Origin of the sequence: Candidatus Pseudomonas phytovorans (assembly GCA_029202525.1) — a bacterium.
Lineage (GTDB): Bacteria > Pseudomonadota > Gammaproteobacteria > Pseudomonadales > Pseudomonadaceae > Aquipseudomonas > Aquipseudomonas phytovorans.
Genome location: CP119325.1, coordinates 2,144,733 through 2,167,381, shown reverse-complemented (window position 1 = coordinate 2,167,381; position 22,649 = coordinate 2,144,733). Strand labels below are relative to the sequence as shown.

19 protein-coding genes and 5 tRNA genes are annotated in these 22,649 nt (G+C 61.5%); 12 read left to right on the top strand and 12 right to left on the bottom strand.

Annotated elements, in window-relative coordinates; translation table 11 throughout:
* Window positions 1-107: 107 nt before the first annotated feature.
* Genes P0Y58_09700 through lpdA form a run of 4 tightly spaced genes read left to right on the top strand, consistent with a single transcriptional unit; the run spans window position 108 to window position 5,054 of the window.
* On the top strand, window positions 108-1,340 hold the full coding sequence (locus P0Y58_09700; protein WEK32440.1) for a 3-methyl-2-oxobutanoate dehydrogenase (2-methylpropanoyl-transferring) subunit alpha: 1,233 nt from the start codon (window positions 108-110) through the stop codon (window positions 1,338-1,340).
* 1 nt (window position 1,341) lies between these two features.
* Complete coding sequence (locus tag P0Y58_09695) at window positions 1,342-2,400, top strand: alpha-ketoacid dehydrogenase subunit beta (protein ID WEK32439.1); 1,059 nt, start codon at window positions 1,342-1,344, stop codon at window positions 2,398-2,400.
* Window positions 2,401-3,672, top strand: coding sequence for a dihydrolipoamide acetyltransferase family protein (locus tag P0Y58_09690; protein WEK32438.1), 1,272 nt, complete (start codon window positions 2,401-2,403; stop codon window positions 3,670-3,672).
* A gap of 2 nt (window positions 3,673-3,674) precedes the next feature.
* Window positions 3,675-5,054, top strand: a complete 1,380-nt coding sequence (gene lpdA / locus P0Y58_09685) for a dihydrolipoyl dehydrogenase (protein WEK32437.1) — start codon at window positions 3,675-3,677, stop codon at window positions 5,052-5,054.
* A gap of 179 nt (window positions 5,055-5,233) precedes the next feature.
* On the opposite strand, the gene P0Y58_09680 is transcribed toward lpdA, so the two are convergent.
* Window positions 5,234-6,232, bottom strand: coding sequence for a diguanylate cyclase (locus tag P0Y58_09680; GenBank protein WEK32436.1), 999 nt, complete (start codon window positions 6,230-6,232; stop codon window positions 5,234-5,236).
* 217 nt (window positions 6,233-6,449) lie between these two features.
* On the opposite strand from P0Y58_09680, the gene P0Y58_09675 reads away from it, so the two are divergent.
* From P0Y58_09675 to P0Y58_09660, 4 genes are all read left to right on the top strand, one after another.
* A complete protein-coding gene (locus P0Y58_09675; GenBank protein WEK32435.1) occupies window positions 6,450-6,977 on the top strand; it encodes a hypothetical protein in 528 nt (175 codons plus the stop codon).
* Between the two features lie 126 nt (window positions 6,978-7,103).
* Window positions 7,104-7,724, top strand: a complete 621-nt coding sequence (locus tag P0Y58_09670; GenBank protein WEK33303.1) for a GntR family transcriptional regulator — start codon at window positions 7,104-7,106, stop codon at window positions 7,722-7,724.
* Between the two features lie 305 nt (window positions 7,725-8,029).
* Entirely contained in the window at window positions 8,030-9,403 is a 1,374-nt protein-coding gene (abaF, locus tag P0Y58_09665; GenBank protein ID WEK32434.1) for a fosfomycin efflux MFS transporter AbaF, read from the top strand.
* 37 nt (window positions 9,404-9,440) lie between these two features.
* The gene (locus P0Y58_09660; protein ID WEK32433.1) at window positions 9,441-10,385 is read left to right on the top strand and encodes a dihydrodipicolinate synthase family protein; all 945 of its coding nucleotides are present in this window, start codon (window positions 9,441-9,443) and stop codon (window positions 10,383-10,385) included.
* Here the strand turns inward: P0Y58_09660 and P0Y58_09655 are convergent.
* Window positions 10,382-11,260: a LysR family transcriptional regulator gene (locus tag P0Y58_09655; GenBank protein WEK32432.1), complete on the bottom strand. Its 879-nt coding sequence runs from the start codon at window positions 11,258-11,260 to the stop codon at window positions 10,382-10,384. The genes P0Y58_09660 and P0Y58_09655 overlap by 4 nt on opposite strands.
* A 121-nt stretch (window positions 11,261-11,381) precedes the next feature.
* Between P0Y58_09655 and P0Y58_09650 the strand changes: the two genes are divergently transcribed.
* The 3 genes from P0Y58_09650 (at window position 11,382) to P0Y58_09640 (ending at window position 14,051) form a co-directional block, all read left to right on the top strand.
* Window positions 11,382-12,116 (top strand): AzlC family ABC transporter permease, encoded by a 735-nt coding sequence (locus P0Y58_09650; GenBank protein WEK32431.1) that lies wholly within the window; start codon window positions 11,382-11,384, stop codon window positions 12,114-12,116.
* Window positions 12,113-12,439 (top strand): AzlD domain-containing protein, encoded by a 327-nt coding sequence (locus tag P0Y58_09645; protein ID WEK32430.1) that lies wholly within the window; start codon window positions 12,113-12,115, stop codon window positions 12,437-12,439. The genes P0Y58_09650 and P0Y58_09645 overlap by 4 nt, the downstream gene beginning before the upstream one ends.
* Window positions 12,440-12,641: 202 nt before the next feature.
* Window positions 12,642-14,051: an amino acid permease gene (locus tag P0Y58_09640; protein WEK32429.1), complete on the top strand. Its 1,410-nt coding sequence runs from the start codon at window positions 12,642-12,644 to the stop codon at window positions 14,049-14,051.
* Here the strand turns inward: P0Y58_09640 and P0Y58_09635 are convergent.
* A tRNA-Arg gene (locus tag P0Y58_09635) sits at window positions 14,030-14,106 on the bottom strand. The two genes, P0Y58_09640 and P0Y58_09635, sit on opposite strands and share 22 nt — an antisense overlap.
* Before the next feature lie 111 nt (window positions 14,107-14,217).
* On the bottom strand, window positions 14,218-14,811 hold the full coding sequence (gene phnN / locus P0Y58_09630; protein ID WEK32428.1) for a phosphonate metabolism protein/1,5-bisphosphokinase (PRPP-forming) PhnN: 594 nt from the start codon (window positions 14,809-14,811) through the stop codon (window positions 14,218-14,220).
* A gap of 345 nt (window positions 14,812-15,156) precedes the next feature.
* On the opposite strand from phnN, the gene P0Y58_09625 reads away from it, so the two are divergent.
* A complete protein-coding gene (locus tag P0Y58_09625; GenBank protein ID WEK32427.1) occupies window positions 15,157-15,483 on the top strand; it encodes an Arc family DNA-binding protein in 327 nt (108 codons plus the stop codon).
* Between the two features lie 177 nt (window positions 15,484-15,660).
* On the opposite strand, the gene mgtE is transcribed toward P0Y58_09625, so the two are convergent.
* The 8 genes from mgtE to alaS all read right to left on the bottom strand — a co-directional run bounded on the left by mgtE (window position 15,661) and on the right by alaS (window position 22,450).
* Window positions 15,661-17,103, bottom strand: coding sequence for a magnesium transporter (gene mgtE, locus P0Y58_09620; protein WEK32426.1), 1,443 nt, complete (start codon window positions 17,101-17,103; stop codon window positions 15,661-15,663).
* 400 nt (window positions 17,104-17,503) lie between these two features.
* Window positions 17,504-17,580, bottom strand: a tRNA-Arg gene (locus P0Y58_09615).
* Between the two features lie 74 nt (window positions 17,581-17,654).
* Window positions 17,655-17,731 (bottom strand) — tRNA-Arg (locus tag P0Y58_09610).
* Window positions 17,732-17,802: 71 nt separating this feature from the next.
* Window positions 17,803-17,879, bottom strand: a tRNA-Arg gene (locus P0Y58_09605).
* A 106-nt stretch (window positions 17,880-17,985) separates the two neighbouring features.
* A tRNA-Ser gene (locus P0Y58_09600) sits at window positions 17,986-18,076 on the bottom strand.
* 72 nt (window positions 18,077-18,148) lie between these two features.
* Window positions 18,149-18,337: a carbon storage regulator CsrA gene (csrA, locus tag P0Y58_09595; GenBank protein WEK32425.1), complete on the bottom strand. Its 189-nt coding sequence runs from the start codon at window positions 18,335-18,337 to the stop codon at window positions 18,149-18,151.
* A gap of 168 nt (window positions 18,338-18,505) precedes the next feature.
* Complete coding sequence (locus P0Y58_09590) at window positions 18,506-19,741, bottom strand: aspartate kinase (GenBank protein WEK32424.1); 1,236 nt, start codon at window positions 19,739-19,741, stop codon at window positions 18,506-18,508.
* An 84-nt stretch (window positions 19,742-19,825) separates the two neighbouring features.
* Window positions 19,826-22,450: an alanine--tRNA ligase gene (alaS, locus tag P0Y58_09585; protein ID WEK32423.1), complete on the bottom strand. Its 2,625-nt coding sequence runs from the start codon at window positions 22,448-22,450 to the stop codon at window positions 19,826-19,828.
* Between the last annotated feature and the right edge of the window lie 199 nt (window positions 22,451-22,649).

Below are 22,649 nucleotides of genomic sequence, written 5' to 3'. Positions count from 1 at the left end.
CGGACCACTAAGATGTAGATGACGCTGACCTACCAGTCACAAGCCGGTACTCAGCGGCGGCCGCTTCAGAGCTCACAAAAACAAATACCCGAGCGAGCGTAAAAAGCATGAACGAGTACGCCCCCCTGCGTTTGCATGTGCCCGAGCCCACCGGCCGGCCAGGCTGCCAGACCGATTTTTCCTACCTGCGCCTCAACGATGCAGGTCAAGCCCGCAAACCGCCTGTCGATGTCGATGCTGCCGACACCGCCGACCTGTCCTACAGCCTGGTCCGCGTGCTCGACGAGCAAGGCAACGCGCAAGGCCCGTGGGCCGAAGACATCGACCCGCAAATCCTCCGCCAGGGCATGCGCGCCATGCTCAAGACGCGAATCTTCGACAGCCGCATGGTGGTTGCCCAGCGCCAGAAGAAAATGTCCTTCTACATGCAGAGCCTGGGCGAAGAAGCCATCGGCAGCGGCCAGGCGCTGGCGCTGAACCGCACCGACATGTGCTTCCCGACGTACCGCCAGCAAAGCATTCTGATGGCCCGCGACGTGTCGCTGGTGGAGATGATCTGCCAGCTGCTGTCCAACGAACGCGACCCGCTCAAGGGCCGCCAGCTGCCAATCATGTATTCGGTGCGCGAGGCCGGCTTCTTCACCATCAGCGGCAACCTGGCGACCCAATTCGTGCAGGCCGTCGGCTGGGCCATGGCGTCGGCGATCAAGGGCGATACCAAGATCGCTTCGGCGTGGATCGGCGACGGCGCCACCGCCGAATCGGACTTCCATACCGCCCTTACCTTCGCCCACGTGTACCGCGCCCCGGTGATCCTCAACGTGGTCAACAACCAGTGGGCCATTTCTACCTTCCAGGCCATTGCCGGTGGCGAGTCGACCACCTTCGCAGGCCGAGGCGTGGGTTGCGGTATTGCCTCGCTGCGGGTTGACGGCAACGACTTTGTCGCCGTCTATGCCGCCTCGCGCTGGGCTGCCGAACGCGCCCGCCGCGGCCTGGGCCCAAGCCTGATCGAGTGGGTCACCTACCGTGCCGGCCCGCACTCGACCTCGGACGACCCGTCCAAGTACCGCCCTGCCGATGACTGGAGCCACTTCCCGCTGGGCGATCCAATTGCCCGCCTGAAGCAGCACCTGATCAAGATCGGCCACTGGTCCGAGGAAGAGCACCAGGCCACCACGACCGAATTCGAAGCCGCCGTGATTGCCGCGCAAAAAGAAGCCGAGCAATACGGCACCATGGCCAACGGTCACATCCCGAGCGCCGCGTCCATGTTCGAGGACGTGTACAAGGAAATGCCCGACCACCTGCGCCGTCAACGCCAGGAACTGGGGGTTTGAGATGAACGACCACAACAACAGCATCAACCCGGAAACCGCCATGGCCACCACTACCATGACCATGATCCAGGCCCTGCGCTCGGCCATGGACGTCATGCTTGAGCGCGACGACAACGTGGTCGTGTACGGCCAGGACGTCGGATACTTCGGCGGCGTGTTCCGCTGCACCGAAGGCCTGCAGAACAAGTACGGCAAATCCCGCGTGTTCGACGCGCCGATCTCAGAAAGCGGTATCGTCGGCACCGCCGTGGGCATGGGCGCCTACGGCCTGCGCCCGGTGGTGGAAATCCAGTTTGCTGACTACTTCTATCCTGCCTCCGACCAGATCGTCTCGGAAATGGCACGCCTGCGTTATCGCTCGGCCGGCGAGTTCATCGCCCCGCTGACCCTGCGCATGCCGTGCGGTGGTGGCATCTATGGCGGCCAGACCCACAGCCAGAGCCCGGAAGCGATGTTCACCCAGGTGTGCGGCCTGCGCACCGTCATGCCGTCCAACCCGTATGACGCCAAAGGCCTGCTGATTGCCTCGATCGAATGCGATGACCCGGTGATCTTCCTTGAGCCTAAGCGCCTGTACAACGGCCCGTTCGACGGCCACCACGACCGCCCGGTAACGCCGTGGTCGAAGCACCCGCACAGCGCCGTGCCTGACGGCTACTACACGGTGCCGCTGGACAAGGCCGCCATTACTCGCCCTGGCAATGATGTGACCGTGCTCACCTACGGCACCACGGTGTATGTGGCCCAGGTGGCTGCCGAGGAAAGCGGTGTGGACGCCGAAGTGATCGACCTGCGCAGCCTGTGGCCGCTGGACCTGGACACCATCGTCGAGTCGGTGAAAAAGACTGGCCGCTGCGTGGTGGTGCACGAGGCAACCCGTACCTGCGGCTTCGGTGCCGAACTGGTGTCGCTGGTGCAGGAGCACTGCTTCCACCACCTGGAGGCGCCGATCGAGCGCGTCACCGGCTGGGACACCCCCTACCCCCACGCGCAGGAATGGGCTTACTTCCCAGGGCCTTCGCGGGTAGGTGCGGCATTGAAAAAGGTCATGGAGGTCTGAATGGGCACGCACGTCATCAAGATGCCGGACATTGGCGAAGGCATCGCGCAGGTCGAGTTGGTGGAATGGTTCGTCAAGGTCGGCGACATCATCGCAGAGGACCAGGTAGTAGCCGACGTCATGACAGACAAGGCCACTGTGGAAATCCCCTCGCCGGTCAGCGGCAAGGTGCTGGCCCTGGGTGGCCAGCCCGGTGAAGTCATGGCGGTCGGTAGCGAACTGATCCGCATCGAAGTGGAAGGCAGCGGCAACCATGTGGATGTGCCACACGCCAAGCCGGTAGAAACCCCGGCAGCCCCTGTGGCAGCCAAGCCAGAACCGCAGAAAGAGGTAAAACCCGCCGCTTGCCAGGCACCCGCCAACCACGAAGCTGCGCCCATCGTGCCACGCCAGCCGGGCGACAAGCCGCTGGCCTCGCCCGCCGTGCGCAAACGCGCCCTGGATGCAGGGATAGAACTGCGTTACGTGCATGGCAGCGGCCCGGCCGGTCGCATCCTGCACGAAGACCTCGACGCCTTCATGAGCAAGCCGCAAAGCAGTGCCGGGCAGGCACCGAATGGCTATGCCAAGCGCACCGACAGCGAACAGGTGCCGGTGATCGGCCTGCGCCGCAAGATCGCCCAGCGCATGCAGGACGCCAAGCGCCGGGTCGCGCACTTCAGCTATGTCGAAGAAATCGACGTTACCGCGCTGGAGGCCCTGCGCCAGCAGCTCAACAGCAAACACGGCGACAGCCGCGGCAAACTGACCCTGCTGCCGTTCCTGGTACGCGCCTTGGTCGTGGCGCTGCGTGACTTCCCGCAGATCAACGCCACCTACGACGACGAAGCGCAGATCATCACCCGCCATGGCGCGGTGCATGTGGGCATCGCCACCCAGGGTGACAATGGTTTGATGGTACCTGTACTGCGCCATGCCGAAGCAGGCAGCCTGTGGGCAAATGCCGGCGAGATTTCCCGCGTGGCCAACGCTGCGCGCACCAACAAGGCCAATCGCGAGGAACTGTCGGGCTCGACGATTACCCTGACCAGCCTGGGCGCCCTGGGCGGCATCGTCAGCACGCCAGTGGTCAACACCCCGGAAGTGGCGATTGTCGGCGTCAACCGCATGGTCGAGCGGCCGGTGGTGATCGACGGCCAGATCGTCGTGCGCAAGATGATGAACCTGTCCAGCTCGTTCGACCACCGCGTGGTCGACGGCATGGACGCCGCGCTGTTCATTCAGGCCGTGCGTGGCCTGCTCGAACAACCCGCCTGCCTGTTCGTGGAGTGAGCATGCACCAGACTATCCAAACTACCCTGCTGATCATCGGCGGCGGCCCGGGTGGCTACATCGCCGCCATCCGAGCCGGGCAACTGGGCATCCCCACCCTCCTGGTGGAAGGCCAGGCGCTGGGCGGTACGTGCCTGAACATCGGCTGCATTCCTTCCAAGGCGCTGATCCATGTGGCCGAGCAGTTTCACCAGGCTTCACGCTTTGCCGGGCCGTCGGAACTGGGCATCAGCGTTACCTCGCCGCGCCTGGACATTGGCCAGAGCGTGGCATGGAAGGACGGCATCGTCGACCGCCTGACCACCGGTGTGGCCGCCCTGCTGAAAAAGCACGGGGTCAAGGTGATACATGGCTGGGCGAAGGTGCTCGATGGCAAGCAGGTCGAGGTCGATGGCCAGCGCATCCAGTGCGAACACCTGTTGCTGGCCACCGGTTCCAGCAGCGTCAACCTGCCGATGCTGCCGCTGGGCGGGCCGGTGATTTCCTCTACCGAAGCCTTGGCGCCGAAAGCCCTGCCACAACACTTGGTGGTGGTGGGCGGTGGCTATATAGGCCTGGAGCTGGGCATTGCCTACCGCAAGCTGGGCGCGCAGGTCAGCGTGGTGGAAGCGCGTGAGCGCATACTGCCGACCTACGACAGCGAACTGACCGCCCCGGTGGCCGAGTCGTTGAAGAAGCTGGGCATCGCCCTGCACCTTGGCCACAGCGTCGAAGGTTACGAAAGTGGCTGCCTGCTGGCCAACGACGGCAAGGGCGGGCAATTGCGCGTGGAGGCCGACCAGGTGCTGGTGGCCGTGGGCCGCCGGCCGCGCACCCAGGGTTTCAACCTGGAGTGCCTGGACCTGAAAATGAACGGCGCCGCCATTGCCATCGACGAGCGCTGCCAGACCAGCATGCACAACGTGTGGGCCATCGGCGACGTGGCCGGCGAACCGATGCTGGCGCACCGGGCGATGGCACAGGGCGAGATGGTGGCCGAGATCATCGCCGGCAAGGCACGCCGCTTTGAGCCTGCCGCGATTGCCGCGGTGTGCTTCACCGACCCGGAAGTGGTGGTGGTCGGCAAGACCCCGGAGCAGGCCAGCCAGCAAGGGCTGGACTGTATCGTCGCGCAGTTCCCGTTTGCCGCCAACGGCCGGGCCATGAGCCTGGAATCGAAAAGCGGTTTCGTGCGCGTGGTGGCGCGCCGGGACAATCACCTGATCCTCGGTTGGCAGGCCGTTGGCGTGGCGGTTTCCGAACTGTCCACGGCGTTTGCCCAATCGCTGGAGATGGGCGCGTGCCTGGAGGATGTAGCCGGCACCATCCATGCCCACCCGACGCTGGGTGAGGCGGTACAGGAAGCGGCATTGCGCGCCCTGGGCCACGCCTTGCACATCTGACACTGAAGCGGCCAAGGCCGATTTGGCCCGCTGCGCCGAGAGGCGCCGCGGGTCTTTTTTATTCATGAATCAGTGCTGGCCTCTTCGCGGGTGAACCCGCTCCCACAGGAACATCACAACTTTCGAATACTGTGTTCTACCTGTGGGAGCGGATTCACCCGCAAAGAGGCCGGCACAAGCTACTCGGCTATGGCGTTCTTGCCATTGCCCTTGGCCCGGTACAATGCCTTGTCGGCACGCGCCAGCAGCGCATGCTGGTCCTCCCCTTCCTGCCACTGCACCACGCCATAGCTCATGGTCAACCGGCAATCGCCCACCGGCTCCAGCCGCTCCATCACCTGGCGCAAGTGCCCAGCTACCTCCAGCGCCTCGCCAAGCGTGGTCTGCGGCAGCACTATCGCAAACTCGTCACCGCCCCAGCGCGCCAGCAGGTCAAGCTCGCGCAGGCAGGTACGCAGGTTTTCCGCGACCCGTACCAGTGCTGCATCGCCACGGGCATGGCCATAGCGGTCGTTGATTGGCTTGAAGTCATCCATGTCCATGGCGATCAGCGACAACGGCTGGCGGAAGCGCTGAGCCCGCTCGCACTCGAGGTGCAACACCTTTTCCAACCGATAGCGATTGGCAATGCGGGTCAATGCATCGCGCTCAGCCAACTCGCGGTTTTCGTCCAGTTGCCGTTGCAACTGCTGGTTCACCCAGGACAGCTCGCGAGTGCGTTCGGCCACCTGGCACTCCAGCGACTGGTTCTTCTGTTCCAGCTGCGCCACGAGGCGCTTGCCGGCGTCGATGTTGCGGTGCGCCCCGAGCATGCGCGCCACCGAACCATCTTCGTTATGGGCGATGATGTAGCCGCTGTCTTCGATCCAGATGTAACTGCCATCCTGGCAACGGCAGCGGTATTCGATGAGGTAGCGCTCGTTGCGCTGGTTGATATAGGCCTCGAAATGCGCCATCACCCGCGGGTAATCCTGCGGGTGGATCACGCTTTCCCAGGTCAGTACCGAGTTGGCCATCGAGTGGCTGGCGTAACCGAGCATGGCGTACCAGCCCGGGTTGCGATAGACGTAGCCGGTATTGGCATTCCAGTCCCAGATGCCATCGCTGATCAACTCGAACAAGGTGTGCAACTGCTGTTCACTGAAGCCGGCGGGTGCCGGCCTGGTTTCCTGATTCATGGACGCTCTCCCTGATGCCCAGCAACTGCGCTCCGGTCAAGGGGCTGCCGACAGTGGTGGTAATTGCCGCAGGCGGCAAGATCATGCCTTGGACGGGCAAGCATATGCCCACCGTGCTGCCACCGGGAATAGCTCCAACGCGCTATTTTCGGGGCATGGGCGACTGGCATGGCATTTGCCCTTCCGCCCTGCCACTCACATTTCCAAGGACGACTTCATGACTATCGCCATAAACGGCCTCGGCTGGCAGGCCACGGTCCATCAGCAGCAGCGCGCCGGCAATGACCAGGCGCCGGTCGATGTGCCGCAGTTCCGCACACCGGTGGTCGCCAGCAACGCTACGGCGCAACAGGGCCTCCAGGGTAATACCTCGCAGCAGGATGCCGAGGATGCCCGCGAGGAAGCCTTTGCCAAGCTCAAGGTGCAGCTTCAGAACCCTGACAGCGGCCTCGGCCAGCCTGCCGAGGCAGGTACGGAACAAACCAGCAGCGCCAGGCAGGATTTTCAGGACTACATGTCCAAATCGCCTGCCGAGATGATCAAGGAAAAGCTGCTGCGCGAACTGGGCATGACCGAGGACGAATACAACGCGCTGCCGCCTGAGAAGAAGGAGTTGGTCGACCAGCAGATCGCCCAGCGCATGAAAGATGATGTCGAGGCCAAGACCCTGGCGAAGATCGACACCCAGATCACCCCACCTGCAATCGTTGGGGATGAGGACGCACTGGCGGCCAGCCAGGCGTGATCCCTTGGGCGGCGGCCGGTATGGCTGGCAAGGCGTTTCGTATAAGATATCCGCACCGCCTGATTGCTGGAATTTCCCGTGCCGCTGCCGTCCTTCAAAGCCACCGACCTGGGTGCAACGCCCTCGATGTCGGAAATCATCGCCAAGCACCTGCGCGAGGCAATCATCTCGGGCCAGCTCGCTGAAGGCGAACCGGTGCGTCAGGACGAAGTGGCGCAGGCGTTCAACGTCAGCAAGATCCCGGTACGCGAAGCCCTGAAACGCCTGGAAGCCGAAGGCCTGGTGGATTTTCAGCGCAACCGTGGCGCGCTGGTTACCCGCATCTCGGAACCTGAACTGGCGCAGATGTTCGAGGTACGGGTGCTGCTGGAAGTGAAAGCGATTCGCCTGGCGATCCCGAACATGACCGAAGCACACTTTGCCCAGGCTGAAGCCATTTGCGCGGAGTTCATCGGCGAAGACGACGTCGGCCGCTGGGCCGATCTCAACTGGGCGCTGCACGCCTGCCTTTACGAACCGGCACGGCGGCCCTACCTGATTGGCCTGATCCGCTCGATCCATGACAAGGTGGAACGCTACCTGCGCATGCAGATGAGCCTGTCAGCGGGCAAGCTGCGCGCCGATCACGAGCACCGCGATATTGTTGCCGCCTGCCGGGCGCGCGATGTCGAGCTGGCAGCACGTCTGATTGAAGAACACATCAATGGCGTGTGCCAGAGCCTGTACGAGCACTTGCCCCACAACTGACCCGGCAGGCTATCACTGCCCCGTGCAGGAGCAGCCTTGCACTCTGTGGGAGCGGGCTTGCCCCGCGAACACCGGCAAAGCCGGTGCCATGCACCGCGTGCTCCCCTTCGCGGGACAAGCCCGCTCCCACAATGACTCCTGTTTTCTCCTGCAGATGACTCGATGCGAGATCCCCCTTCTGGCTTCGTTTTTGCTTATCTAGATATCGTATACGAAATACCATATAAGGAATCAGCGGCGCCGGTTTTGCCAGCTCCGCGCTGCCTACTCCTTCTTCCAATAATTACGTATCGGAGTGCAAAACCATGGCCACACCCTCTTCGGCGACATCAGTGAATGTCGCAAACACAGCAGACAAAGCCCCTGCGGGCATCAAGCGTGTGGTAGCTGCGGCCATGGCCGGCGCAGTCGCCGAGTGGTACGAGTTCTTCCTGTACGGCACCGCTTCGGCACTGGTCTTCGGCCAGTTGTTCTTCCGCCAGACCGGCAGTGCCATGGACGGCATCATTGCCGCCTTTGCCCTGTACGCCGTGGGCTTTCTCGCTCGCCCCATCGGTGGCCTGGTGTTCGGCCACTACGGCGACAAGGTTGGCCGCAAGCACTTACTGCAGATCAGCCTGATCGTGGTCGGGATAACCACCTTCCTGATGGGGTGCCTGCCCACGTTCGAGCGCATTGGCTATGCCGCGCCCGTCCTGCTGGTGGTACTGCGGCTGATCCAGGGCTTTGCCTTTGGCGGCGAATGGGGCGGCGCTGTGCTGCTGGTGTCCGAGCACAGCCCGGACAACCGCCGCGGCTTCTGGGCCAGCTGGCCGCAGGCGGGGGTGCCGGCCGGTAACCTGATCGCTACCATCATCCTGCTGCTGTTGTCGTCGAACCTGAGCGAAGCACAGTTCCTGGACTGGGGCTGGCGGGTGGCCTTCTGGTTCTCGGCAGTGGTGGTGCTGATTGGTTACTGGATCCGCACCCGGGTCGATGATGCGCCAATCTTCAAGGAGGCCCAGGCCAAACAGCAGAAGCTTGAAAGCCAACAACTGGGCGTTGTCGAAGTCGTCACCAAATACTGGCGCGAAGTGCTGATCGGCATTGGCGCGCGCTTTGCGGAAAACATTCTCTACTACACCGTGGTCACCTTCTCCATCACCTACCTGAAACTGGTGGTGCACAAAGACACCTCGCAAATTCTGCTGTTGATGTTCGGCGCCCACCTGCTGCACTTCTTCATGATCCCGGCGATGGGCTACCTGTCGGACATCATCGGTCGCAAGCCGGTGTACCTGATCGGTGCCGTACTCACCGCGTTCTGGGGCTTTGTCGGGTTCCCGATGATGGACACCGGCAACGACTGGCTGATCATGGCCGCCATCACCTTGGGCCTTGCCATCGAGTCCATGACCTACGCGCCCTACTCTGCCTTGATGGCTGAACTGTTCCCCACCCACGTGCGCTACACCGCCCTGTCCCTGTGCTACCAGGTGGCGCCAATCCTGGCAGGCTCGCTGGCGCCGCTAATCGCCGTGACCTTGCTGAAGGAATACAACAGCTCCACCCCTATCGCCTGGTACCTGGTGGGCGCGGCGGCGATCTCGATTGTTGCCGTGGCGGCAGCCAAAGAAACCCGCGGCAAATCGCTGCGCGCCGTTGACGAAGAATCCGTGGCCCGCTACGCCGGCCGCTAAGCAACCAATAACAATTACACACCTTGAGGTAACGACCATGAGCAACATCTTCAACGGCACCATGCCCGCCCTGATGACCCCATGCACCGCCAAGCGCAAGCCGGACTTCGACGCCCTGGTGCGCAAGGGCCGCGAACTGATAGAGGCCGGCATGAGCGCCGTGGTCTACTGCGGCTCGATGGGCGACTGGCCGCTGCTGACCGAGGCCGAGCGCCAGGAAGGCGTGGCGCGCCTGGTGGCCGCCGGCATCCCGACCATTGTCGGCACCGGTGCGGTGAACACCCGCGAAGCCGTATCTCATGCCGCCCACGCCGCCAAAGTCGGCGCTGCAGGCCTGATGGTCATCCCCCGCGTGCTCAGCCGTGGCGCTTCGCTGATCGCTCAGAAGCACCACTTCTCGGCCATCCTCGCCGCCGCGCCGAAGCTACCGGCGGTGATCTACAACAGCCCCTACTACGGCTTTGCCACCCGCGCTGACCTGTTCTTCGAGCTGCGCCGCGAATTCCCCAACCTGATCGGCTTCAAGGAATTTGGCGGCGGCGCCGACCTGCGTTACGCCGCCGAGCACATCACCTCCAAGGATGACGACGTGACCCTGATGGTCGGCGTGGATACCCAGGTGGTGCATGGCTTTGTCAACTGCAACGCCACCGGCGCCATCACCGGCATCGGCAACGCCCTGCCGCGTGAGGTGCTGCACCTGGTAAGCCTGAGCAAGCAGGCGGCCAAGGGCGATGCCAAGGCCCGTCGCCTGGCCCGCGAGCTAGAGGCGGCACTGGCGGTGCTGTCGTCGTTCGATGAGGGCTGCGACCTGGTGCTGTACTACAAGCACCTGATGGTGCTGAACGGCGACAGCGAATACAGCCTGCACTTCAACGAGACCGACGTGCTGACCGATGCCCAGCGCAACTATGCCGAGCAGCAGTATTCGCTGTTCCGCAGCTGGTACGCCAGCTGGTCGGCGGAGCAAAACATCGCTTAAGCCAGATGCAACAGCGCCTCCTCGACAGCGGCAACCACCTGGTTGCCCTTGGCACCTGGCAATCGCCACGCAGCGATGGTCATGCCCAAGGGCACCGCGCAGTCGATCGGCGCAACCAGTTCACCGCTGTCCAGGTAGCGTTGCACCAGGGTTTTGCGCCCCATCAGCACACCCGCTGCGAGCAAGGCTTGCTGCAACGCAATCGAGTACAGGGAGAACCCCGGCCCACGGGCGACAAACTTGTGCCCGGGCATCACCACACCACTCCACACCGCCCAGTCGTTCCAGCCTACATCGGCGATGCAACGGGCGTCGGCGAGGTCCTCGAGGCTGGCAATGTTGGCCGCCAGTGCCGGTACGCACACGGGCAGGATTTCTTCCGCGGCAATCCTGCGCTGCCAGCGCTCGGGCTTTTCGGTGTAGAACAGGCACAGGTCGAACGGGCTGCGCTTCAGGTTGGGCGGCTCATCCACCGCCGTGACCGAAATCTCGATGGGCGCCAGCAGGCGGGTCAACTCCGGCAGGCGGGGCCCGATCCACAACTGCGCCAACGCCGGTGAGGTGACGATATGCACCCGCTGCGGAGCGGCCAGGCGCCGAAGGGTGCGCGCTGCGGCTTCCACGGCGTCGAACGCTTCGGTGAACTGCGCCTTCACGCTTTCGCCCAAGGGTGTGAGGTGCACGCCTTTGGCGTGGCGCTCGAACAAGGCCGCGCCGTATTCGCTTTCCAGCGTTTTCACCAGCGCAGCGATGGCACCGGGGGTTACCTTGAGTTCCAGTGCGGCACGGGCAAAGCCGCCCAGGCGGGCAGACGCCTCAAAGGCGCGCAAGGCATTGAGTTGCAGGGAGTGCCGGGTAGGGTTATCAAGGTACACGATGTCAGGCCTAGTTTTTTTAGGCCTACTATTCCAGAAATCTGACGTTGTAGCCAACTGTCACGCGCATTACCGTGGAGGTGCCTGACTAGCGCCTTCCCAAGACTTACAAGGAAATCAAATGCCGTACCCCAGCGGGACCCAAGCCTTCAGGCAGGGTGCCCATAACGCACTGCCTCTGACCTCCGGCATCGTGCCCTTCGGCCTGATCACCGGCGTCACCGCCATCGGTATGGGCCTGTCGCCGGCCGATGCCATCGGCATGACGTTGCTGTTCTATTCCGGGTCGGCGCAGATGGTGGTGATGCAGTTGATGCAGAACGCTGCCCTGCCGGTGACCATGGTCGTTACCGCGCTGGTCATCAACCTGCGCTTTTTGATGTACAGCGCCAGCCTGGCGCCGCACCTGGGCCAGCTGCCGCGTCGGAAAAAGTGGCTGATGGCCTACATGCTGTCTGACCAATCCTTCGCCCTGTGCACACTGAAGCTGGGCTCTGGCGGGCTCGGGCAGTACGCCTACCCCTACTATGCCGGCACGGCGATCACCATGTTCCTGGGCTGGAACCTCTCGGTACTGGCAGGCATGTACCTGGGTGCGGGCATTCCGGAAGACTGGTCGCTGGGCTTTGCCATCCCCTTGTCGTTCCTGGCCCTGCTGATTCCCGGCATTCGCAATGCAGCCACGCTTGGCGCGGCGCTTACAGGTGGCGTGCTTGCCGTGCTGGCAGCGGACCTGCCGTACAACCTGGGCCTGCTGACTGGCGCGCTGGGCGGCATCACCGCCGGGCTGGCTATCGAGAGCTGGAACAAACAGCAAGCCATGCCTGAAGCCAACAGCGAGCGGGAAGCATCATGAGCGAAATGACCCAATGGATAACCTTCGCCCTGATCGGCCTGGGCACCTTCGCCATCCGGCTGTCGTTCATCGAATTACACACGGTGCTGCGCATTCCACCGTTGTTTCGCCGGGCCCTGGCCTATGTGCCCGCTAGCGTGCTGGCGGCGCTGGTACTGCCGGCTGTGGTGTTCCCGGACCGGCACGCCGAATTCGACTGGATGAATCCGCAGATACCGGCGGCGGTGCTGGCCGCACTGGTGGCATGGCGCACGCGCAGTACATTGCTGGCGCTGATGGTGGGCATGGGGGTGTTGTGGGCGTTGAAACACTGGGCAGCGTGACGCTCCCACAGGGTCAGGTGCAAAACTGACCCTCAGGAAAAATCGGCAGGATGTTGTTCAGAGAATTCGTTTGAGGTCCTTGGCCTTATTGTCCATGGTGGCAGGCTGGTAGCTATTTGCCACGCGTGGACGCAGGCGCATGACGATGCCTGCGTTGGGGGACGTTGTCGGATCCCCCCGAACAATAAGAGAGGACAAGGAAATGCAATCCAACAGTTTGAAGCAAAGCCTCAAGCAGCGGCATATCACCATGATCGCGCTGGGTGGGGTGATCGGTGCAGGGCTTTTCATGGGCTCGGGCTCACTGATCGCATCGGCAGGGCCAGCGGCCATCCTGTCGTATTTCATTGGCGGCCTGGTGGTCACCCTGGTGATGTTCATGCTCGGCGAAATGGCCTGCCGCAACCCGGATGCCGGTTCGTTCTCGACCTATGCCAACACCTGGCTCGGCGACTGGGCAGGGTTTGCAGTGGGCTGGCTGTACTGGTTCAAATCGATGATGACCATCACCCTCGAAGCGGTGCTGCTGGGCGCCATCCTGCATGACTTTCTACCCTGGCTGCCGATCTGGGCAGGCGCCTTCCTGATGCTGGTGACCCTCATGGCCAGCAACGCCTACTCGGTACGTTCGTTTGCCGAAGTGGAGTACTGGCTGGCGGCGATGAAGGTGGCCACCATCCTCATCTTCATGCTGCTGGGTATCTCGATCCTGCTTGGCCTGCACAACGATATTCCTTCGCCAGGCCTGGTGAACCTCACTGCTCACGACGGCTTCATGCCTAACGGCCTGTCGCCTGTGATGGCAGGTGTCATTGTGGTGATCTTCTCGCTGGGCGGCAGCGAAATCGCCGCCGTGGCCGCAGGTGAATCGGAGAACCCGCGGCAGAACGTGATCCGCGCGATCAAGAGCGTGATCCTGCGGGTGATGCTGTTCTACGTCGGCTCGGTGTCGATCCTGATCCTGTGCCTGCCGTGGACCGACAAAGCCAACCTGGCCTCGCCGTATGTTTCGCTGTTCAGCCTGGCCGGGTTCGGTGGTGCTGCGGTGGCCATGAAACTGGTGCTGTTCGTCTCGTTCATGTCGGTGATGAACTCGTTCATGTTCTCCAACTCGCGCATGCTGTTCTCGCTGAGCCAGCGCGGGCACGCACCCAAGCTGTTCTCGCGCACCAGTGCCAAGGGCGTGCCGATCAATGCACTGCTGCTGAGCCTGTCGATCTGCACGATGATCCTGACCGTGCACTTTGTCAGCGCCGGCGACCTGTTCATGACCCTGGCCAAGAGTACCGGCAGCCTTGTGATGGTCGTGTGGATCTTCATCATCATCGCCCACGTGGCCATGCGCTGGAAAACCCGCCACGAAGCGGTCGACCCCAACGCCTTCCGTGCCTGGCTGTTCCCGTATGCCAATATTGTTGCGCTGTTCGCCTTGCTGGCAGTGATCGGCACCCAGGCGATAGACCCAGCGTCGCGTTTCCAGTTCTGGTTCACGGTGCTGACCGTGCTGCTGGTTGTGGCGGGGTACTTCCTGATGCGCCAACGGACAGCAGTGGCCAGGGAGGCGGAGGCAAAAATGGAAGAGAGAAGAAATGGCGTCCCAGGCAGGAATTGAACCTGCAACCTTCCCCTTAGGAGGGGGATGCTCTATCCAATTGAGCTACTGAGACGCTACGACCGGCAGCGAGCGCTGCACAGCGGGACGGCCAGCATGTTAACCAGCATGCTGGCATTTGTCATGCACCTGCCGGGCTTTTTCGCGTAATCCTTTTCTGGCACTGCTACACCTGTGGCAGCACACCTTCGTTGCGAAGCAGCCTGAACAGGGCTGCAACCGCGGCCTCCAGGGTTGTGGAGTTGTCCAGCACATGCACCGATGGATCAGGAAGTGCCTGCAAACGGACGCTGCGAGCCAGGCGCTGCTCGACTTCCTCGACGGTTTCGCGGCCTCGTGCCAGCAAGCGCTGGCGCAGCACCTCGGGCTTGACCTCGACCAGCACCGCCAACAGGTCCGGGTAACGCTGGCGCGCTTCGGCCAGGTAGGCCCGCGACCCATTCACCAGCACTGCCCTGCCCGCCGCCAGCCACTCGTCTACCTGCAGTGGAATGCCATAGTCCAGGCCGTTGGCCCGCCAGTGCATGGCGAATGCGCCTTGGGCACGCAGGGTCTCGAACTGCTCGGGCATGACGCCATGGGCGGCTTCGCCCTTGGATTCGGCCGAACGGGTGATGACGCGTCGGGCAATTTCTACCCCCGCAGCCGCCAGCCGCTCACGTGATGCGTCGATCAGGGAATCTTTCCCCGAACCCGACGGTCCTACCAGAAATATCAACCGGCCTTTCCCTGATCGACGGTTGCTTGCGTCATGTTGCATAGCCACTATGCTCTATGAAGGGAAACCGCCGCATTTTAGGTGTTTTCTTGGTCTTTTGCTGCGTTTTACCAGTTTTTGACGGCAAAAGTCTGACGGTTAGGCAAGTCGGATCATGTAAAACTTTTCAAACCAGTGCTCATTTCTGATAATTGGTACTGGCAGAAAGCCTTTATCCGGCTCACTATTTGTCACAGAATTGACGCCAAGGAAACGGCGACCATAAGGCAAGATGAGCATCCATTTTTTAATGACGGTTGAACATTTTGTCGTCGCCACGGTCGTATTTCCATCCCGTGCGGCCAATTTGAGAACCGCTTCCCCTGAACCAAAATCTGGTCAATTTATATGCGCCCATTGAAACAGGCTATTTATTCGAGCCGCACCGCTGACAAATTTGTCGTACGCCTGCCAGACGGGATGCGTGAGCGCATTGCCGAGGTAGCGCGCAACCATCACCGCAGCATGAACTCTGAAATCATCGCGCGCCTGGAACAGAGCCTTATCCAGGAAGGTGCGTTGGGTGACGAGCTGAGCATGCGCCTGGACAGCCCTGAGCTATCCCTCCATGAGCGCGAGTTGCTACAACGCTTCCGCCAACTGTCCCACCGCCAGCAGAACGCCCTGGTCGCCCTCATCGCTCACGATGTGGAAATGGCCGCCGACGCTTCCTGAGGTCTGCAGTGAACATGAAAAAGCCAGCGTAAGCTGGCTTTTTTGTGGGCGGCTATCTGAAGCAAACGCAGGCCTCTGTGGGAGCGGGTTTACCCGCGAACACCGGCTATGCCGGTGCCATGTACCGCGTTGCATTCTTCGCGGGTAAACCCGCTCCCACTGAGATTGTGTATGGGCTTAGAGAAGGAACACCGTAGCCAAGCCCAAGAAGATGAAGAAGCCGCCACTGTCGGTCACGGCAGTGATCATCACGCTCGCCCCCATCGCCGGGTCGCGCCCCAGGCGGGCCAGGGTCATCGGGATAAGCACACCCATCAACGCCGCCAGCAAAAGGTTCAAGGTCATCGCCGCGGTCATCACCACACCCAGTGACCAGCTGCCATAAAGCCAGAAAGCCACCGCACCAATCACTCCGCCCCAAACCAGGCCGTTGATCAGCGATACCGCCAACTCCTTGCGCATCAGGCGGCTGGTATTACCCGGCGACACCTGGTCCAGCGCCATGGCGCGGACGATCATGGTGATGGTCTGGTTACCCGAGTTGCCACCAATACCCGCAACAATCGGCATCAACGCAGCCAACGCCACCAGCTTTTCAATCGAACCTTCGAACAGCCCGATCACACGCGAAGCCACAAAGGCGGTAATCAGATTGATCGCCAGCCATGCCCAACGGTTACGCAACGAGCGCCACACCGAGGCAAAGATATCTTCCTCTTCACGCAGACCTGCCATGTTGAGGACTTCGCTCTCGCTCTCCTCACGGATCAGGTCGACCATTTCGTCAATGGTCAAACGGCCAATCAGGCGCCCGCCCTTGTCTACTACCGGTGCCGATACCAGGTCATAACGCTCGAACGCCAGCGCCGCATCATAGGCATCTTCCTCGGGCTGGAAGGACACAGGGTCAGTCGCCATGACCTCGGCTACCTTCTTCTCCGGGTCGTTGACCAGCAGGCGCTTGATCGGCAACACGCCTTTGAGGATGCCGTCGTAATCGACCACGAACAGTTTGTCGGTGTGGTTGGGCAGCTCTTTCAGGCGGCGCAGGTAGCGCAGTACCACTTCCAGGCTGACATCTTCGCGGATGGTGACCATCTCGAAGTCCATCAGCGCGCCGACCTGCTCCTCGTCGTAGCTCAGCGCCGAGCGCACACGCTCGCGTTGCTGGCCATCGAGGGTTTCCATCAACTCGTGAACAACGTCGCGCGGCAGCTCAGGGGCCAGGTCGGCCAGCTCGTCGGCGTCCATTTCCTTGGCGGCAGCCAGCAGCTCGTGATCGTCCATGTCGGCGATCAGCGATTGGCGTACCGAGTCGGATACTTCAAGCAGAATGTCGCCATCGCGATCCGAGCGCACCAGCTGCCAGACCGTCAAGCGGTCTACCAGGGGCAAGGCTTCGAGGATGTAGGCGATGTCGGCGGGGTGCAGGTCATCGAGCTTGCGTTGCAGTTCGACGAGATTCTGGCGGTGGACCAGGTTTTCCACCAGGTCGTTGTGCGCGCCTTCCTGGCGGTGCGTGAGGTCTTCGACCACGCGCTGGCGTTGCAGCAGTTCGACCACCTGGGCCAGGCGATCCTGCAGGCTGTCTTGCGCTTTTTTTACTTCTACTTCAGTCATAGGCGAACTCCACTCCCAGCAGCGGAGCACGCCGGGAGAATCAATCGGTCAGATCTTTCTGTATGAATGTTGCTAGCGAGTAACTACTGGGTAAGTCCATGGTGGTTTTCCACAAGCCCCGGCGGGGCTGACGGGCGCAATCATACACTGCTAAAGCTGTCAGATCGCTTAAATTTTTGGCCATAACAATCGTTTGCGCGATAAAGCTAGGACAACGCTCGAAGCTATCAGTGCGACGGTTGCCAGGGATGGGAAAGCACAATTGATTGTGCGTTCGCTCAGCGGCGCGGCCAAGCTACAGCACAATCATTACAGAAGAGCGTAGATCGACATGACCAACAATTCATTGGCGCAGAAAAACAAAAAGCCCGCTCAATTGAGCGGGCTTCTTGATGGGGTATGGCGGACTCAGCAGGATTCGAACCTGCGACCGCTCGGTTCGTAGCCGAGTACTCTATCCAGCTGAGCTATGAGTCCGCGAATGGCAGTTTTAAACCAGATTACCGCTGGTTGACTGAAGCAGCTTTGCAAGCAGAGCCACTTCAAGAAAGTGGCGGACTCAGCAGGATTCGAACCTGCGACCGCTCGGTTCGTAGCCGAGTACTCTATCCAGCTGAGCTATGAGTCCGCGATTGGCAGTTTTAAACCAGATACCGCTGGTTGATTGAAGCAGCCTTGCAAACAAAGCCACTTCAAAAGTGGCGGACTCAGCAGGATTCGAACCTGCGACCGCTCGGTTCGTAGCCGAGTACTCTATCCAGCTGAGCTATGAGTCCGTGTCTTGCCGCGCATTATAGGTCGCTGAAACATTTTTGCAAGAACGTTTTCGTTTAAAATCAACTACTTAGCATTCCTACCGTTTACAGCGCCCTACGCAAATAATGGCGGTGAAGGGGGGATTCGAACCCCCGATACCCTTATGAGGTATACTCCCTTAGCAGGGGAGCGCCTTCGGCCACTCGGCCACCTCACCGCAACACGAGGCGAATATTAAAGAACCTCTTTCACCTTTGCAACCCTTTTTTTGAAAAAAACTTCAAAAAAATTAAAGGCTTGGCTCTTCATCCTTCTCTTTCTTGATCCGCAGGTAGATTTCCTCGCGGTGAACGGCCACTTCTTTAGGGGCGCTGACGCCAATACGCACCTGGTTGCCCTTCACGCCGAGCACCGTCACGGTGATCTCGCCGTCTCCAATGATCAGGCTCTCGGCGCACCGACGAGTCAGAATCAACATAGCTTTCTCCTTACGCAAAACATTCAGGGGTAACAGTCTTTGGTATCAGGGCGTGGTCGTGGACGACGGCCAAGCCTTGGTTACTCGCCGCACAGGGCAGAACAGGGCCTGCGCGGCGAGCAGAAACGCGAAGGGCGCGGCACCAGCCGCGCCCTTCCAGGCAGCGCCTTACTCGCCCTGTCGGGCAGGGGCGTCGAGCTCGAACGCGGTGTGCAGCGCACGCACGGCCAGCTCCAGGTACTTCTCTTCGATCACGACCGAAACCTTGATCTCGGAGGTGGAGATCATCTGAATGTTGATGGTCTCCTTGGCCAGGGCTTCAAACATGCGGCTGGCAACACCGGCGTGCGAACGCATGCCGACACCCACGATCGAGACCTTGGCAATCTTGGTATCGCCGATCACTTCACGGGCACCGATTTCGCGGGCAGTGTTTTCCAGCACGCGTTGCGCGTTCTCGTACTCGTTGCGGTGTACGGTGAAGGTGAAGTCGGTGGTGTTATCGTGAGCAACGTTCTGCACGATCATGTCGACTTCGATGTTCGCAGCGCTGATCGGGCCGAGGATCTTGAAGGCCACGCCCGGAGTGTCCGGCACGCCGCGAATGGTCAGCTTGGCTTCATCACGGTTGAAGGCGATACCGGAAATGATCGGCTGTTCCATGGATTCCTCTTCATCAATGGTAATGAGGGTACCCGGACCCTCCTTGAAGCTGTGCAGCACGCGCAGCGGAACGTTGTACTTGCCGGCGAACTCCACCGAACGGATCTGCAGCACCTTGGACCCAAGGCTGGCCATTTCCAGCATCTCTTCGAAGGTGATCTTCTCCAGGCGTCGGGCCTGTGGCACAACGCGCGGGTCAGTGGTGTAGACGCCATCGACGTCGGTGTAGATCTGGCACTCGTCAGCTTTCAGCGCCGCCGCCAGGGCCACGCCCGTGGTGTCGGAGCCGCCACGGCCCAGGGTGGTGATGCTGCCGTGCTCGTCGACGCCCTGGAAGCCTGCAACCACAACCACGCGGCCTTCCTTGAGGTCGGCGCGAATCTTCTGGTCGTCGATCTGCAGGATGCGCGCTTTGTTGTGCGAGCTGTCGGTAAGAATGCGCACCTGGTTGCCGGTGTAGGACACCGCTGGCACACCACGCTTGATCAAGGCCATGGTCAGCAGGGCAATGGTGACCTGCTCACCGGTCGACACGATCACGTCCAGTTCACGCGGAACAGGCTGATCGGTAATCTGCTTGGCCAACTCGATCAGGCGATTGGTTTCACCGCTCATGGCCGACAGCACAACCACCAGGTCGTCGCCCGCTTCACGGTGTTTCTTGACCTTTTCGGCTACCTGCTCGATCCGCTCGATGGAACCGACAGAGGTGCCGCCAAATTTCTGTACGATCAACGCCATTTCAATGGTGCCTCAGCCCATACAGGGCCCCAAAAAACAATCCAACATGAAGAGGCCGGCGACTAGACCGCCGGCCCCTTCATCTCAAAGTCCCTGCTCTGCGAATGGCACGGCCAGCGCCAGGGCCTGGTCCAGTGCAGCGACGTCAACGCCACCACCCTGGGCCATGTCCGGACGGCCACCGCCCTTGCCACCCACCGCCGCAGCGGCTTGTTTCATCAGATCGCCAGCCTTGAGTTGGCTGGAGAGGTCCTTGGTCACGCCGGCCACCAGCACGACCTTGCCCTCATGCTCGCTGCCCAGCAGGATCACTGCGTGGCCGAGCTTGTTCTTCAGCTGATCGACCAGGGCCAGCAGGGCCTTGCCATCCTGCCCATCCAGGCGGGCGGCGAGGACCTTGGCACCCTTGACCTCAACGGCCGCATTGGAGAGATCATCTCCGGCGGCGCTGGCGGCCTTGGCCTGCAGCTGTTCCAGCTGCTTCTCCAACTGGCGGTTGCGCTCGAGCACAGCCGACAGCTTGTCGATCAGGTTGTCGCGGTTACCTTTGACCAGTTGCGCGGCTTCCTTGACCTGCTCTTCGGCAGCGTTCAGGTAGGCCAGCGCAGCGGCGCCGGTCACTGCTTCGATACGGCGCACGCCAGAGGCCACGCCGCCTTCGCTGATGATCTTGAACAGGCTGATGTCACCGGTGCGCTTGGCGTGGATGCCGCCACACAGCTCCACCGAGAAATCACCCCCCATGCTCAGTACACGTACGGTGTCGCCGTACTTCTCGCCGAACAGCGCCATGGCACCTTTGGCCTTGGCGGTTTCGATGTCGGTCAGTTCGGTTGTCACCGGCGTATTCTTGCGCACTTCGCGGTTGACGATGTCTTCCAGCTGCTTGATCTGCTCTGGCTTGACCGCCTCGAAGTGGCTGAAGTCAAAGCGCAGGCGCTGGCTGTCGACCAGCGAGCCCTTCTGTTGTACGTGCTCGCCCAGCACCTGGCGCAGCGCTTCGTGCAGCAGGTGGGTGGCGGAGTGGTTCAACGAGGTGGCGTGCTGCACATCGGCATCGACTTTGGCCTCGACTGGCGAACCGATCACCAGCGCACCGCTGGCAACCACACCGTGGTGCAGGAAGGCACCGCCGGTCTTGGTGGTGTCGCGCACGTCGAAGCGTGCAGCGCCGGCTTGCAGGAAGCCGGTGTCACCCACCTGGCCACCGGATTCGGCGTAAAACGGCGTGCGGTCGAGCACGACCACGCCCTGCTCGCCTTCACCCAGTTGGTCGACGGCCTGGCCGTCCTTGTACAGGGCGATGATCTTGCCCTGGCCTTCGGTGGTGTCGTAGCCGAGGAACTCGGTGGCGCTGTCGACCTTGACCACACTGTTGTAGTCCATGCCAAAGGCGCTGGCGGAGCGCGCACGCTCACGCTGGGCGTCCATCTCGCGCTCGAAACCGGCTTCGTCGATGGTCAGCTCGCGCTCACGGGCGATGTCGGCAGTCAGGTCCATCGGGAAGCCGTAGGTGTCATACAGCTTGAACACCACGTCGCCCGGTACCACGTCGCCTTTCAGCTGGGCCAGGTCCTGCTCGAGGATGCGCAGGCCTTGCTCCAGGGTCTTGGCGAACTGCTCTTCTTCAGCCTTGAGCACGCGCTCGATGTGCGCTTGCTGGCTCTTCAGCTCAGGGAACGCCTCGCCCATTTCGGCAGCCAGCGCGGCAACGATCTGGTAGAAGAAGCTGCCCTTGGCGCCCAGCTTGTTGCCGTGACGGCAAGCACGACGAATGATGCGGCGCAGCACATAGCCACGACCTTCGTTGGAAGGCAGCACACCGTCGGCAATCAGGAAGCCGCACGAACGGATATGGTCAGCGACCACTTTCAGCGACGCCTGGCCGTCATTGTTGCAACCGATAGCCTTGGCCGCAGCCGCCAACAGGTTCTGGAACAGGTCGATCTCGTAGTTCGAGTGCACGTGCTGCAGCACGGCGCTGACGCGCTCCAGACCCATGCCGGTGTCCACCGACGGCGCTGGCAGCGGGTGCAGCACGCCGTCGGCGGTGCGGTTGAACTGCATGAAGACGTTGTTCCAGATCTCGATGTAGCGGTCGCCGTCTTCTTCTGGCGAGCCGGGTGGGCCGCCCCAGATGTCTGCGCCGTGATCGTAGAAAATTTCGGTGCACGGGCCGCACGGGCCGGTGTCGCCCATGGTCCAGAAGTTGTCGGAGGCGTACGGGGCGCCCTTGTTGTCGCCGATGCGAACCATGCGCTCGGCCGGCACGCCAACTTCCTTGGTCCAGATGTCGTAGGCTTCGTCGTCAGTGGCGTAGACGGTGACCCAGAGCTTTTCCTTGGGCAGGTTCAGCCATTGTTCCGACGTCAGGAAGGTCCAGGCGAAGGTGATCGCGTCGCGCTTGAAATAGTCGCCGAAGCTGAAGTTGCCCAGCATCTCGAAGAACGTATGGTGACGCGCGGTGTAACCGACGTTTTCCAGGTCGTTGTGCTTACCACCGGCGCGCACGCACTTCTGGCTGCTGACCGCACGGGTGTAGGCACGCTTCTCCGCACCGAGGAAACAGTCTTTGAACTGGTTCATGCCGGCATTGGTGAACAACAGGGTTGGGTCGTTGTTCGGGATCAGCGAACTGGAGGCGACTCGGGTGTGTCCCTGCTCTTCGAAGAAGCGAAGGAAGGCTTCACGGATTTCTGCGCTTTTCATAGGTTCTTCCACGGAAACGGCGGCCCTGTTGGGCAAACGCGTCGACGAAACGACGGCAAAGGGCCGCATTATATCGGTCCTGCAATCTCGATGCAGTGTGTTTATACGATAGAAACCATCGTTTGGACGGTTTTTCGGGCTATGCAAACGAAAATGACATGACCGGATGCTAAATCCTGTCTTTCGCCACTGGCAAGCC

Excerpts from the sequence above, each read along its gene's own strand:
- P0Y58_09700 (WEK32440.1), top strand. The coding sequence starts at position 108 with ATGAACGAGTACGCCCCCCTGCGTTTGCATGTGCCCGAGCCCACCGGC.
- P0Y58_09695 (WEK32439.1), top strand. The coding sequence starts at position 1,342 with ATGAACGACCACAACAACAGCATCAACCCGGAAACCGCCATGGCCACC.
- P0Y58_09690 (WEK32438.1), top strand. The coding sequence starts at position 2,401 with ATGGGCACGCACGTCATCAAGATGCCGGACATTGGCGAAGGCATCGCG.
- lpdA (WEK32437.1), top strand. The coding sequence starts at position 3,675 with ATGCACCAGACTATCCAAACTACCCTGCTGATCATCGGCGGCGGCCCG.
- P0Y58_09680 (WEK32436.1), bottom strand. The coding sequence starts at position 6,232 with ATGAATCAGGAAACCAGGCCGGCACCCGCCGGCTTCAGTGAACAGCAG.
- P0Y58_09675 (WEK32435.1), top strand. The coding sequence starts at position 6,450 with ATGACTATCGCCATAAACGGCCTCGGCTGGCAGGCCACGGTCCATCAG.
- P0Y58_09670 (WEK33303.1), top strand. The coding sequence starts at position 7,104 with ATGTCGGAAATCATCGCCAAGCACCTGCGCGAGGCAATCATCTCGGGC.
- abaF (WEK32434.1), top strand. The coding sequence starts at position 8,030 with ATGGCCACACCCTCTTCGGCGACATCAGTGAATGTCGCAAACACAGCA.
- P0Y58_09660 (WEK32433.1), top strand. The coding sequence starts at position 9,441 with ATGAGCAACATCTTCAACGGCACCATGCCCGCCCTGATGACCCCATGC.
- P0Y58_09650 (WEK32431.1), top strand. The coding sequence starts at position 11,382 with ATGCCGTACCCCAGCGGGACCCAAGCCTTCAGGCAGGGTGCCCATAAC.
- P0Y58_09645 (WEK32430.1), top strand. The coding sequence starts at position 12,113 with ATGAGCGAAATGACCCAATGGATAACCTTCGCCCTGATCGGCCTGGGC.
- P0Y58_09640 (WEK32429.1), top strand. The coding sequence starts at position 12,642 with ATGCAATCCAACAGTTTGAAGCAAAGCCTCAAGCAGCGGCATATCACC.
- phnN (WEK32428.1), bottom strand. The coding sequence starts at position 14,811 with ATGCAACATGACGCAAGCAACCGTCGATCAGGGAAAGGCCGGTTGATA.
- P0Y58_09625 (WEK32427.1), top strand. The coding sequence starts at position 15,157 with ATGCGCCCATTGAAACAGGCTATTTATTCGAGCCGCACCGCTGACAAA.
- mgtE (WEK32426.1), bottom strand. The coding sequence starts at position 17,103 with ATGACTGAAGTAGAAGTAAAAAAAGCGCAAGACAGCCTGCAGGATCGC.
- csrA (WEK32425.1), bottom strand. The coding sequence starts at position 18,337 with ATGTTGATTCTGACTCGTCGGTGCGCCGAGAGCCTGATCATTGGAGAC.
- P0Y58_09590 (WEK32424.1), bottom strand. The coding sequence starts at position 19,741 with ATGGCGTTGATCGTACAGAAATTTGGCGGCACCTCTGTCGGTTCCATC.
- alaS (WEK32423.1), bottom strand. The coding sequence starts at position 22,450 with ATGAAAAGCGCAGAAATCCGTGAAGCCTTCCTTCGCTTCTTCGAAGAG.